Source organism: Jeotgalibacillus salarius, from assembly GCF_004405125.1.
In the GTDB taxonomy this organism is placed as follows: Bacteria; Bacillota; Bacilli; order Bacillales; family Jeotgalibacillaceae; genus Jeotgalibacillus; species Jeotgalibacillus salarius.
Window position 1 is genome coordinate 473,317 of the sequence record NZ_SORX01000002.1, and the last position, 12,720, is coordinate 486,036.

12 protein-coding genes are annotated in these 12,720 nt (G+C 40.8%); 1 reads left to right on the forward strand and 11 read right to left on the reverse strand.

The features are described from left to right. Positions 1-95: 95 nt before the first annotated feature. The 3 genes from E2626_RS04940 to mce are packed head-to-tail and all read right to left on the reverse strand — an operon-like array spanning position 96 to position 3,237. Positions 96-1,217, reverse strand: a complete 1,122-nt coding sequence (locus E2626_RS04940; protein ID WP_134380274.1) for a M20/M25/M40 family metallo-hydrolase — start codon at positions 1,215-1,217, stop codon at positions 96-98. Between the two features lie 54 nt (positions 1,218-1,271). Further along, positions 1,272-2,822 carry an acyl-CoA carboxylase subunit beta gene (locus E2626_RS04945; protein WP_134380276.1) on the reverse strand — a complete coding sequence of 517 codons (1,551 nt, stop codon included), beginning with the start codon at positions 2,820-2,822 and terminating at the stop codon, positions 1,272-1,274. After that, positions 2,815-3,237, reverse strand: coding sequence for a methylmalonyl-CoA epimerase (gene mce, locus E2626_RS04950; RefSeq protein WP_134380278.1), 423 nt, complete (start codon positions 3,235-3,237; stop codon positions 2,815-2,817). The genes E2626_RS04945 and mce overlap by 8 nt, the downstream gene beginning before the upstream one ends. Positions 3,238-3,362: 125 nt before the next feature. Here mce and prli42 point away from each other — a divergent pair, with 125 nt between their 5' ends. Next, a complete protein-coding gene (gene prli42 / locus E2626_RS17165; RefSeq protein WP_152614722.1) occupies positions 3,363-3,461 on the forward strand; it encodes a stressosome-associated protein Prli42 in 99 nt (32 codons plus the stop codon). Between the two features lie 47 nt (positions 3,462-3,508). Here prli42 and E2626_RS04955 read toward each other — a convergent pair whose 3' ends face one another. The 8 genes from E2626_RS04955 to E2626_RS04990 all read right to left on the reverse strand — a co-directional run bounded on the left by E2626_RS04955 (position 3,509) and on the right by E2626_RS04990 (position 12,675). Then, the gene (locus E2626_RS04955; RefSeq protein ID WP_134380280.1) at positions 3,509-4,483 is read right to left on the reverse strand and encodes an aromatic acid exporter family protein; all 975 of its coding nucleotides are present in this window, start codon (positions 4,481-4,483) and stop codon (positions 3,509-3,511) included. A gap of 127 nt (positions 4,484-4,610) precedes the next feature. Further along, positions 4,611-5,333: an amino acid ABC transporter ATP-binding protein gene (locus E2626_RS04960; RefSeq protein ID WP_134380282.1), complete on the reverse strand. Its 723-nt coding sequence runs from the start codon at positions 5,331-5,333 to the stop codon at positions 4,611-4,613. Then, the gene (locus tag E2626_RS04965; protein WP_134380284.1) at positions 5,326-5,979 is read right to left on the reverse strand and encodes an amino acid ABC transporter permease; all 654 of its coding nucleotides are present in this window, start codon (positions 5,977-5,979) and stop codon (positions 5,326-5,328) included. Before E2626_RS04965 ends, E2626_RS04960 begins: the two co-directional genes overlap by 8 nt. 217 nt (positions 5,980-6,196) lie before the next feature. Next, a complete protein-coding gene (locus tag E2626_RS04970; RefSeq protein ID WP_134380286.1) occupies positions 6,197-6,982 on the reverse strand; it encodes a transporter substrate-binding domain-containing protein in 786 nt (261 codons plus the stop codon). 262 nt (positions 6,983-7,244) lie between these two features. Continuing rightward, complete coding sequence (locus E2626_RS04975) at positions 7,245-7,682, reverse strand: BrxA/BrxB family bacilliredoxin (protein ID WP_134380288.1); 438 nt, start codon at positions 7,680-7,682, stop codon at positions 7,245-7,247. A 212-nt stretch (positions 7,683-7,894) separates the two neighbouring features. Next, positions 7,895-8,911: a methylmalonyl Co-A mutase-associated GTPase MeaB gene (meaB, locus tag E2626_RS04980; RefSeq protein WP_244094241.1), complete on the reverse strand. Its 1,017-nt coding sequence runs from the start codon at positions 8,909-8,911 to the stop codon at positions 7,895-7,897. Continuing rightward, on the reverse strand, positions 8,904-11,057 hold the full coding sequence (scpA, locus tag E2626_RS04985) for a methylmalonyl-CoA mutase (RefSeq protein ID WP_134380292.1): 2,154 nt from the start codon (positions 11,055-11,057) through the stop codon (positions 8,904-8,906). The genes meaB and scpA overlap by 8 nt, the downstream gene beginning before the upstream one ends. Beyond that, positions 11,047-12,675 (reverse strand): methylmalonyl-CoA mutase family protein, encoded by a 1,629-nt coding sequence (locus tag E2626_RS04990; protein WP_166786741.1) that lies wholly within the window; start codon positions 12,673-12,675, stop codon positions 11,047-11,049. The genes scpA and E2626_RS04990 overlap by 11 nt, the downstream gene beginning before the upstream one ends. Positions 12,676-12,720 lie beyond the last annotated feature (45 nt).

A 12,720-nucleotide genomic window follows, 5' to 3' on the forward strand; every position in this document is an offset into this window, starting at 1 on the left:
CTAATGTACCATAAAGCGAGTCATTCCAACAACTGATTTTAGTTTACATAATAATATTATGATTGATAAAAGTAAAAAGCAGGAATCCCTGCTTTTTATCGATTGCTTTCTTTCACGATTTGAGTGAGTAATTCACTTAGTTTAACTAGTTCGTCTACCGGCATACGCTCATTTGTTGTATGAATTTCTTCGTATCCAACTGCAAGATTGACAGTCGGGACACCCATTCCGGCAATCACATTCGCATCACTGCCTCCGCCGCTTGTTAATAATTCAGAAGTTCTGCCAATTGCTGATGCAGCTTTCTGTGCGAGCTGAACGACGTGATCATTTTCACTGAATTTGAACCCAGGGTACATTACCTGGATTTCAACATCTGCACTGCCACCCATTTCTTTTGCAGCATCTTCAAACGCTTTTTTCATTGCTGCAGCCTGCTTTTCCATTTTTTCAGGAACGAGTGATCTCGCCTCAGCTAAAACGTCAACACGGTCACATACGATATTCGTTGCACTTCCGCCTTCAAATCGTCCAATATTGGCAGTTGTTTCTTCATCCAGACGTCCCAGCTCCATATTAGCAATTGCTTTTGAAGCGATTGTAATTGCAGAAACTCCTTTTTCAGGTGCAACACCTGCGTGAGCGGTTTTACCATGAATCACAGCTTTAACTTTTGCCTGCGTTGGCGCAGCGACGATAATATTTCCTACCTTGCCATCACTGTCAACTGCATAACCGTACTTTGCTTTTACGTATTTCGGGTCAAGCGCTTTTGCACCGACTAATCCTGATTCTTCACCTGCAGTAATAATGAATTGAATGTCACCATGTTGAATGTTCTGTTCTTTTAACTGATGAATCATTTCAATCATGGCAGCGATTCCCGCTTTATCATCCGCACCCAGAATGGTTGAGCCGTCAGAGTAAATATAACCATCGTCTTTCATTTCCGGCTTAATTCCTTTACCCGGTGTCACAGTATCCATATGGGATGTGAAATAAATCGTATCTGCTGACGCATCATCACCTTTTAGCGTGATGATCAGGTTATTTGCACCATGGCCTGTTTCATTCATGCTGTCATCTTCTTCAATTTCACAGCCAAGCTCTTCAAAAATCTTTTTTAATACTGTGGAAATCTCTGATTCGAATTTTGTTTCTGAATCTACTTTTACTAATTCGATAAACTGATTCACTACTCTTTCTTTATTCATCATAAAACCTCCAGAATCTAATACTAAGTTATAAGTATAACGAAGAGTGACCTCTAATTACAGCGGTATGTTCCCATGCTTTTTCTTAGGACGTTCCTCGTGCTTATTTCTCATCATCTCAAGCCCCTGGATGAGTTTGATGCGCGTTTCCCTCGGATCAATCACATCATCGACCATTCCTCTTGAAGCAGCAACAAACGGATTCGCAAATTTTTCACGGTATTCTTCAATCTTTTTAGCTCTGGTTGCTTCAGGGTCGTCACTTCCGGCAATTTCTTTTGAAAAAATAATATTGGCAGCTCCCTGAGGACCCATTACTGCAATTTCAGCATTTGGCCATGCAAAAACCAGATCGGCTCCAATTGATTTACTGTTTAACGCTACATATGCGCCGCCGTATGCTTTTCTCAGAATAACAGTCATTTTTGGCACAGTAGCTTCGGAATAAGCGTATAAAATCTTCGCCCCGTGCCTGATAATACCGCCATGCTCCTGTTTAATTCCCGGGAAGAAGCCTGTTACATCCTCAAATGTAATGATTGGAATGTTGAATGAATCACAAAAGCGGATAAATCTTGATGCCTTGTCACTTGAATCAATATCCAAACCGCCTGCCATCACTTTAGGCTGATTGCAGACAAGACCAACCGTTTCGCCTTTTATTCTTGCAAAACCGACGACAATATTGCGTGCAAATTCCTTTTGCACTTCCATAAATGTGCCTTTATCAACAACATGGTCAAGAACCAGTCGCACATCATATGGACGCAGCGGATCAAAAGGTATGGCATCCGCCAGATCAGGTCTGTCATCAGAATCTTCCGGAATATCAGCAATTGGAGGCTGTTCTTCATTAGATTGTGGCAGATAGCTTAAAAGCTGTCTGACCTGTTCAAGTGTTTCCTGTTCAGTTTCAGCACGGAAATGAGCGTTACCGCTAATAGAATTATGTATTTTTGATCCGCCTAAATCTTCTGAGGAAATTTTTTCACCTGTCACGGTTTCAATTACTTTAGGTCCTGTAATAAACATCTGACTCGTTTTATCAACCATAAATACGAAATCAGTAATCGCAGGAGAGTAAACCGCTCCACCGGCACAAGGACCCATGATGACAGATATCTGTGGCATCACGCCTGAATAAATCGAGTTCCGGTAAAAGATCTGGCCATACCCATCCAGAGAGACGACCCCTTCCTGAATACGGGCTCCACCTGAATCATTCAGACCAATAAAAGGTGCCCTGTTTTTAGCCGCAAGATCCATCACGTTCGCAATCTTCGCTGCATGCATTTCACCCAGCGCTCCACCGAACACTGTAAAGTCCTGAGAAAATAAATATATTGGGCGACCATTTACTTTTCCATATCCTGTTACAACACCATCACCAGGTCCTTTTTGGGCATCCATACCAAAGTCCCCGCACCTATGCTCTATAAATGGGTTTAATTCCACGAAGGAACCCTCATCTAAAAGCAGGTCAATCCTTTCACGCGCAGTGAGCTTTCCTTTTTCGTGTTGCTTTTCAATACGCTCATCACCCCCGCCAAGCTCTATTTCTCTTCTTCTGTCATATAATTCATTAATTTTCTTGAACATATCACTCATGTTGATCGCCTCCATTATAAGAATGATCACAAAGTTCATAAAGCACTCCGTGAGCCTGTTTAGGATGAAGGAAAGCTACCTGCGCTCCGCCGGCTCCGGGCTTAGAAGCATCTGACGTAAACTTCAGTCCTTTTGATTTCAGTTCTTCAATGCGCTCATCGATATGATTCACACCGAAAGCCACATGGTGTATCCCTTCACCTTTCTTTTCTATAAAAGAAGCAATTGGAGAGTCACTGCGAGTTGGCTCAAGCAGCTCAATTTTTATATTTCCCGCATCCAGAAAAGCAACTTTCACTCCCTGGGATTCTACGGTTTCCTCTTTTATTAAAGTAAGCGCTAACATTTCAGTGTAAAATGGCAGTGCCTGCTCTATTGATTTCACAGCTACTCCTATATGATCGGTCTTTTTCATTTTCATTCTCCTTTCAACGGCTACTTTTCTATTGTAACGATATCAGCTTTAATTGACCACTACTTGCGAAGGATCAAGGATCCGTGTACAATAAAATCAATATGCTGTAAAAGGAGCGAATCATTTTGCGCAACCGCAAGTTCAGAACTTTTATCGTTTACCTGATGATTTTTGCGATGCTGGCTTCAACGCTTGCAATCGGACTATCAATGGTTGTATTTTAAAACGCAGGAGCAGTGGAAAACCGTTTGAACGGTTTTCCACTGCTCCTTTATGTTACAGCCCTTCTTTTAGATGAAGGAATCCCTCTGAAAGACTGCTTCAACTGCAGATACTCTTCCATTTCTCTAATAAACTGAAATAGAGCTGCCCTCGTTTCAAACTCTTCTCTTTCCTTAGGCATCGGCATTTCCTCAATAATCAGCTTCATATCATACAGCTTTTTCAAATACAGTAGAGCGGTATTACCAGGGTGAATATGGGTACTCAGATCTTCAACAAATTCAGCGATCATTTCCCTCTGTTCCGCTTCGAAATTCAGGCTCTGAAGCAATGGCAGCATCCTGTTAATTAGCACAAACTGTTTTTCTCTCATTGTGAAATATAAGTAATAAGTGTTTTCATTTCGCAAAAAATGGTTCTCAACATCCTGAAAGGCGATTGTTTTCCCTTCTTTAATCAATTTTTCTGTTTCTATTAAAAGTCCATCATTCCATTCAGAGTGAGTATCTCTTAAATAAGATGACATTTGCTCAAATATTTCTTTAAACTGTATTTCAATTTGCGTCTGCATATTGACCATCTTACTTTCAACACTTGGCATGTATAAGTTCATGATCAGCGCTGTAGAGATACCAATTAACAGAAGCATCAATTCATTCCCAATTAATGAAAATGTGATGTGATTGCTTGTAAAAAGATGAAGAATAATCACACTGCTTGTTACGATCCCTTCTTTTATTTTTAACGCTACAGCTGTTGGTATAAAAAATAAAATTAAAAGGCCAATTGTAATTGGATGATAAGCAATACCTTCAAAAAATATATAGGAAAATGCCATTGCGATGATACAAGCTGCGATTCGGCTCCAGGACACTTTCACTGACTTTCTTTTCGTATTCTGAATACATAAAATCGCAATAATTCCTGCAGACGCATAATTCTCCAGCCCGAGCATACTGGCAACACCGATAGCAGCTGCAGTACCAACGGCCGTTTTTATAGTACGGTAACCTATACGAAACATTATTTCTTCCTTTCCTTTAACAAATAGAATGAATGTAAGTTGAACCTGAATAGAAAATGAATAACAGCGTGTTAATAAATAATAAACCCAAAGTATATCGATACTTTGGGTAAAATAACATGATTTATTATAACACCTTTTGCAGAAAATCCTGCGCTCTTTCTGTGGATGGTGCTTTGAAAAATTCGATTGGATCAGCCTGCTCGACAAGCATCCCTTCATCCATGAAGATCACACGGTCAGCCACTTCACGTGCGAAGCCCATTTCATGCGTCACGATCATCATTGTCATGCCGGTTTTAGCGAGTGACTTCATTACATCCAGCACTTCTTTAACCATTTCCGGATCAAGTGCTGAAGTCGGCTCATCAAAAAGCATGACATTAGGTTCCATTGCCAGTGCTCTCGCAATCGCAACACGCTGTTTCTGTCCTCCCGATAATCTGTTTGGGAACTCGTTTGCTTTATCAGACAGGCCAACTTTAGCCAGCAATTCTTTACCAAGCTTGTCAGCTTCCGCTTTGGTTGTACCCTTCACTTTTAAAGGTGCATAAGTAACGTTTCCGAGCACCGTCATGTGTGGAAATAAATGAAAGTGCTGAAAAACCATCCCTACTTCTGATCGAAGCTTTTGTGGATTAAACTTTTTACTTGTTACTTCATCTTTTCCGATTACAATCTTACCGGATGTAGGCTCTTCAAGAAGGTTGAGGCAACGGAGAAAAGTTGACTTTCCTGAGCCCGATGGTCCAATTACGACAACAACTTCACCTTCATTAATCTCTGCATTGATATCCTTTAATACTTCCAGTTTACCAAATGATTTATATAATCCTTCTACTTTAATCACTTCTTCTCATTCTCCCTTCAACCCATTTACCGGCAAACGTCAGAACAAGTACCATTAAATAATAGATGAGTCCGGCAAATAACAGCGGCTCAAGAAATGAAAACTTGTCACTTCCGACGATATAAGCTCTTCTCATGATATCAGTAACGCCTATTACTGTCACAATTGCCGACTCTTTGGTAAGAGTAATGAATTCATTCATCAAAGCCGGTAAGATATTTTTCATGCCCTGAGGCAAAATGACATCCTTCATCATCTTATTGTAAGGCACACCAAGCGCCATCGCTGCTTCTCTCTGACCTTTATCAACTGCCTGAATACCTGCACGGATAATTTCTGAAATATAAGCTGCTGAGTTCAAGGCAAAAGATAATATAGCAGCAGTATATGCATCAATCTGTACGCCAAAAAGCTGCGGAGAAGCATAATAAATGATCATCAGCTGCAGAACAAGAGGGGTTCCTCTGAATATAGATGTATAACCGTCTGCAAACCATCTTAAGAATGGAACTCTTCCGATCTTAAAAAAAGATAATAGTATACCGATAGCAAAACCCAGTAACCCTGCAATCAGGACAATCTGTAATGTGACCCAGATCCCCTGCAGAATATAGGGCATTGAAGGAATAATTTGTTCGAAGTTCATAATTGCCTGTTCCTCCTGACGACTTCTTTCATTCTTTGACTCTGTTAAAGGTGGCTGTTGATTTCTGCTTCAGGCGGACGCTTTCCGCGGCCGGGCGCAGGAGTCACCGCCTTATGCTCCAACCACCAGTTGTGCTTAAACAACGTTGGATTTTAACATAGCTAATTCTTTAAAAAAACAAAAGAGTGCTTTTTTCTGCAGCACTCTTTTTAGAATTTTATTCAGACGCTTCTGCGTCGAACCATTTTTCAGCAAGCTTTTCAAGTTCACCTGACTCTTCCAGTTCATCAAGCACTTCATCAAACTGCTCTGTCCATTCACTGCCCAGTGGAAGTGCAACTGCAGAACCTGCTTCCTGTTCTTCAACCTCGATTGTATTACCTGTTAATTCTTCGCTGTTGTTCAGATAACCTTCGGCAACCGTGTTTTCAACGATAATCGCGTCAAATCTTTCGTTTACAACATCCTGCATCAGCTCTGGAATACGATTTCTCGTTTCAACTGTAATATCCATGTCCTCTGCCAGCCCGTCTACGTATTCCTGTTGAATGGAGCCAAGCTGAACGCCAACTGTTTTACCATCCAGGTCTTCAGGTGATGTAATGTTGCTACCATCAAGTGAGATAATCATATCCTGTGCCACATAATATACATCTGTGAATTCAACATTTTCTTTTCTTTCTTCTGTTGGTGTCATCGCAGCAAGTACAAAATCTACCTGTTCATTTTGCAGTGCTGTAATAAGTCCGCTAAACTCCATATCCTGAATCGTGAATTCAAAGCCGAGTTCATCTGCGATCAGGTTGGCAAGGTCTACATCATAGCCAATAATTTCTTCTCCATTTGCTGTGTCTACATATTCAAAAGGTTTGTAATCTGCTGATGTTCCCATTACCAATTGTGGTTTGTCTTCTGAAGAACTTCCTGTCTGTTCCTCTTCAGAGCCGCAGGCAGATAATACAAGTGCGCCTGTCAGTGTTGATACAAATAATAATTTTTTCATAATGGTTCCCCCTAAAACGAATTTTAATACAACTTTTTGTATATTTATTATGTTTTTATTCTATCATCAACTTATAAACATGCAACAGTTTTTTATAAAATGAATAAATATAAAATAATTCAGACTTTTCTATTAATACATTCTGTGCGTTTAATGAAAAAAATGCCTGATCATTTCGCAGAAGTCTGCTTAATGGTCAGGCATTTTATTATGGATAATAAAATTTAAAAGACCGTGCATTTGCACGGCCTTTGAATCATGATTATACTTCTTTGCAATGAACTTCAAATAAGCTCTGAATATTTGCGATGACTGACATCGGGTCATGCCCTTCAATTTCGTGTCTCTCTACCATCGAAATAATTTTACCGTCTTTCAGCAATGCAAATGAAGGTGATGAAGGCGGATATCCTTCAAAGTAACTTCTCGCTTTTGCAGTCGCTTCTTTATCCTGTCCGGCAAAAACTGTTACCAGACGGTCAGGGCGCTTATCATAATGGATCGCATGAGCTGCAGCAGGGCGTGCAATACCGCCTGCACAACCGCAAACCGAATTAACCATTACAAGAGTCGTACCTTCTTTTTCAAGCGTTTCTTCTACTTCCTCAGGTGTAGTCAACTGCTGATACCCTGCAGTTTCAATTTCTTCTCTCGCCTGACGGACAACATCATTCATAAAAATATTAAAATCCATGCTCATAATCCGACTCTCCTTTAAAGGTTATTACAGGTTTATCATAGATGACCAGGACATCTTTATCAACTATCTGCATTTCAAATATTCATCAAAAAAATTTTTAACCAGGTTTATAATTTTAATTTGGTGGAATAATAATGACTAGGATCTAGATTTAACCCCTAAACTCCCTAGATTTCTTTGGCGGCAGATATATCTGCCGTCCTTTTTTATGTTTATTGATATTTTTCAAAAAGCAGATCTACAGCTTCTGATGGAGACAGCTCATGTTGTCTGACTTTTTCTTCAAGATTTTTCATTTGTCTTTTTTTCTCTTCTATGAAAAAAGTTTCATTCAGCCGGATCTGTACCAGCTGGTTCATCCAGTCAACAGCCTGTCTGCTGCGCCTTTTTTGAAATTCTCCACTTTCTTTCGTTTCGCTGATAAAACTAAAAATCAGATCCCATATTTCTTCAATGCCGCTATTATATAATGCAGAACACGTATATGCTCTTGGCTTCCATCCCTTAGTGGCAGGGGTAAGAAAACGTAAAATCTGATTATAATCATGCATCGTTTTCATCGCCTGTTCTTTATTGGCACCATCTGCTTTATTGATGACAACTGCATCCACAAGCTCCATAATGCCTTTCTTCATTCCCTGTAATTCATCACCGGCTCCTGTAAGAGAAAGCAGGAGGAAGAAATCAGTCATTCCTCTGACAATCCCTTCACTCTGCCCTACTCCTACTGTTTCAACGAGAATAAGGTCATATCCCGCAGCTTCGCAAAGCAGGATCGTTTCCCTCGTCATTCTGGCTACACCGCCAAGTGTTCCTGAAGAGGGTGATGGTCTGATAAATACATCAGGATGATGCGCTAAAAATTCCATGCGTGTTTTGTCTCCAAGAATACTTCCTCCGGACAGCGAAGAACTCGGATCAACAGCGAGGACTGCTGTTTTATAATTTTTACTGACAGCAGTTTTACCAAAAGCTTCAATCCACGTGCTTTTCCCGGCACCTGGAACACCTGTAATACCAACTCTTACACTCTTTCCGATATGAGGCAGTATGTGCTGAATCAGTTCATTTGCAGATTGTCTGTGGTGACTGGCGTTACTTTCAATTAACGTAATGCCTTTAGATAAATATCCCCTGTCTCCCGAAATAATTTTATCTGCTATTTGTTTCACATCAATTTGTTCCTGGACTTTTTTCTTAAACACTCTCCTGTTAATCGGATTATTCATCCTGGGAAACTTCCTCATAACCTAAGCGGTGATAAATTTCTTCAATTACCTTTTCAGCAGCTGCTGGGATCACCGTACCAGGCCCAAAAATAGCAGAAGCACCATTATTAAGAAGATATGAATAATCCTGTGCCGGAATGACGCCTCCGATCACGACCATAATATCTTCCCGGTCCCATTTTTTCAGTTCTTTCATGAGTGCCGGTACAAGCGTCTTATGTCCTGCTGCAAGTGAGCTGACTCCGATGACATGCACATCATTTTCAACTGCCTGTGCAGCCGTTTCTTCCGGTGTCTGGAACAGCGGACCAATATCGACATCAAATCCAAGGTCAGCAAATGCTGTAGAAATTACTTTAGCTCCCCGGTCATGACCATCCTGGCCCATCTTAGCAATGAGAATTCGCGGCCTTCTGCCTTCATTGTCCATAAATACCTGAGTCATTTCACGCACATTTTCAATCGCATTCACATCTGTATATGCATCACTGTACACACCGCTGACTGAGCGAATAACAGCCTGATGTCTGCCGCTCACCTCTTCAATCGCATCAGAAATCTCTCCAAGCGTTGCTCTCAGGCGTGCAGCTTCAATTGCTTTTTCAAGCAGATTTCCCGAGTCAGACGCTGCTTCAGTGATCGCTTTCAACGCTTGTCTGACTGCCTCTTCATCACGAGTGTCCCTCATGCGCTTAATTCTTTCAATTTGCCCCAGGCGTACCTTTTCGTTGTCAATTGAAAGAATATCCATTTCATCTTCCCGATCTAATCTGTGACGGTTCACACCAATAATCACTTCTTTGCCGGAATCAATTTTAGCCTGTCTTTTAGCTGCTGCTTCTTCAATTCTCATTTTTGGAAGACCTGTTTCTATTGCTTTCGTCATTCCGCCAAGAGATTCAATTTCTTCAATATGAGCCCACGCTTTCTCCATGATCTGCTGTGTAAGAGATTCTACATAATATGAACCTCCCCATGGGTCTATCACATCTGTAATGCCTGTTTCTTCCTGCAGATACAGCTGTGTGTTGCGTGCGATTCGTGCAGAAAAATCAGTAGGCAGTGCGATTGCCTCATCTAATGCATTTGTATGAAGCGACTGGGTATGTCCCATTGCGGCAGCATGTGCTTCCATCAGTGTTCTCATTACATTGTTATATGGATCCTGTTCAGTCAGCGACCAACCGGATGTTTGAGAATGCGTACGCAGTGCCAGAGATTTTGGGTTTTCAGGGTTAAATGGCTGAATCAGCGATGCCCACATTCTTCTGGCCGCTCTCATTTTTGCCACTTCCATAAAGTAATTCATGCCGATACCCCAGAAGAATGATAATCTTGGCGCAAATTTATCAATATGGATACCGGCTTTTAATCCGGTTCTGACATATTCAAGTCCATCTGCCAATGTGTAAGCGAGCTCAACATCAGCGGGTGCACCCGCCTCCTGAATATGATAGCCGGAAATTGAAATTGAATTAAATTTCGGCATTGACTGTGCTGTATAAGAAAAAATATCAGCAATGATTCTCATTGACATGTCAGGCGGATAAATATACGTATTTCTTACCATGTATTCTTTTAAAATGTCATTTTGGATTGTACCTGAGAGCTTTTCGGGAGAAACACCCTGCTCTTCAGCTGCTACAATATAAAAAGCCATAATCGGAAGAACAGCACCATTCATCGTCATTGAAACTGACATTTTATCAAGCGGAATGCCATCAAACAGAATTTTCATATCTTCCACCGAGTCAATCGCAACACCGGCTTTTCCTACGTCTCCCGTAACTCTTGGATGATCGGAATCGTATCCCCGGTGCGTAGCGAGATCAAATGCTACTGAAAGCCCTTTTTGCCCCATCTCAAGGTTTCTGCGGTAAAATGAATTACTTTCTTCAGCTGTTGAAAAACCGGCGTACTGCCTGATTGTCCATGGCCTTGTCGTATACATGGTCGGATAAGGACCGCGTGTATAAGGAGCAGCACCAGGAAGATCATTCAGGTGTTCTGCATGTTGAATATCTTCAGCAGTATAGAATGACTTTATTTCAATCTCTTCGTTTGTCATCACATTTTCATTTTCAATCTCACTATCTTTTTTATAATCAGACCACTTAAATGACTGCTTTTTAAAATCAGGCTTCATGATTGCTGACTCCCTTCTGACTGAATAACACATCTTCTAAAAATGACACCATATCCATTCCGTCGTATAAACAGCCATCTATATCATCAGACTGAAATTTACCAGCGGTGATCACCTTTTGTTCAGGTTTCTTCATTTGAATGATTGAAGGCAAATTCTGAACGTAACTTTCATCAGAACCACAAACAATCACTACCTCTGCATCTTTCACATTTGAATTCAGCACAACACCAGCTGCTGCAAACACACCTTTTACAAAGTCTGCACGCGGTTTATAGTCTTTCAATTCACCAACAGTGAGCAGCTCGACTTTAGCGATCTCATTGTTTTTCACTTTTTGAATCAGACGGTCCCAGGAGAAACCTGCTGTTTCAGGAATATCCTCAGTGGTCGTTTTTTGTGCAGGTGCGTATTTATTCATACCTACAAGAGAATTCTTTCTCGTCCTTACATCCTGATCACGCCTGTTCCAAATCTCATGTACCTCAGCCATGAAGACATTGCGTGCTTTTGTAATACCGCCATCTTCTTCAATCTCACAAAATTTTTCCCAGGCTTTTTCTGCAATATCCTTCGTTAGGTGTTCAATGTAATAAGAGCCGCCCGCAGGATCGATCAGTTTTTGTAAAAACATTTCTTCTTTTAAAATCAGCAAAATATTTCTTGCAGCCCGCACTGCCTGTCTGGACGGCTGATCTTTAAAGCAGTCATATGGCCTGACATAAATGTAGTCCGCTCCTCCAAGCACAGCTGCAAAAGCTTCATTTCCACTTCTCAGCATGTTTGTGTGTTCGTCCTGAGTGAGTTTAGTAAATTGAGCCGTCTCAGTTCCGATTGAAACATGAGTATCCACTTGATAGTAAGAAGCAAAATGGCGCCAAACTGCACGGAAAGCTCTCAGCTTAGAAATTTCCAGGAAAAAGTCTGATCCGACTGCAAATTCAACATGCATTTTAGATATAACTTTTTCCGCACTCCATCCATTTTTCTCAGCGACTTGAATGACATTACTTGCCTGGGCAATCACATAAGCCAATTCCTGAATCGCATTGGCTCCTTTCTGGTGAATAGAGACACTGGAAAGAATAATACTTTTTAATTCAGGGTGGCTACTGTCAATGTCCATCACTTCTGCAAACCATTTATCCGTTTGATTATCCGGACTTCCCCAGTCTCTTCCCAATACACCACGCACATCCTTATTTTGAAGGGCATTGATCCACGGTTCTCCATTTGAATGTTTTATGTAAATATGTAAGTTGTTTTCAAGCGTTAAAAATTCAGCTGCTTTTTTTTCATTAAAAAGACCGGCTGCTTTTTCGCTTAATGCGGCTACTTCTGATCCTCTGTCTAATTCTTCTTTAGTAAAAAGTATCAACTCATCAGGATCTTTACCTTGAGCATGTTGTGAAATTTTCCAATCAGGTTTTGATTTCCAACCTCTTGACACATGTTTGTCTCCGGTTTCCGGACGATTAGTATAAAGCGGTTTTAATGTAATTCCTTCAAGTGACTCTATATTCAATGTTTCAATCGATTTACCTTTTAAAACTTTCTCAACCTGCGCTACCCATCCATCGTAGGTTGAGGCAGGAAATTCAGAATTTCTTAATGTCATAGTGATGCTGCTAAGCAGCTCCCTCCCCTTTGTAATCGTTTTCAA

Bases quoted from the DNA above. Each gene is read 5' to 3' on its own strand.
- E2626_RS04940 (WP_134380274.1), bottom strand. From the start codon at position 1,217: ATGATGAATAAAGAAAGAGTAGTGAATCAGTTTATCGAATTAGTAAAA.
- E2626_RS04945 (WP_134380276.1), bottom strand. From the start codon at position 2,822: ATGAGTGATATGTTCAAGAAAATTAATGAATTATATGACAGAAGAAGA.
- mce (WP_134380278.1), bottom strand. From the start codon at position 3,237: ATGAAAAAGACCGATCATATAGGAGTAGCTGTGAAATCAATAGAGCAG.
- E2626_RS04955 (WP_134380280.1), bottom strand. From the start codon at position 4,483: ATGTTTCGTATAGGTTACCGTACTATAAAAACGGCCGTTGGTACTGCA.
- E2626_RS04965 (WP_134380284.1), bottom strand. From the start codon at position 5,979: ATGAACTTCGAACAAATTATTCCTTCAATGCCCTATATTCTGCAGGGG.
- E2626_RS04970 (WP_134380286.1), bottom strand. From the start codon at position 6,982: ATGAAAAAATTATTATTTGTATCAACACTGACAGGCGCACTTGTATTA.
- E2626_RS04975 (WP_134380288.1), bottom strand. From the start codon at position 7,682: ATGAGCATGGATTTTAATATTTTTATGAATGATGTTGTCCGTCAGGCG.
- meaB (WP_244094241.1), bottom strand. From the start codon at position 8,911: ATGAATAATCCGATTAACAGGAGAGTGTTTAAGAAAAAAGTCCAGGAA.
- scpA (WP_134380292.1), bottom strand. From the start codon at position 11,057: ATGAAGCCTGATTTTAAAAAGCAGTCATTTAAGTGGTCTGATTATAAA.
- E2626_RS04990 (WP_166786741.1), bottom strand. From the start codon at position 12,675: ATGACATTAAGAAATTCTGAATTTCCTGCCTCAACCTACGATGGATGG.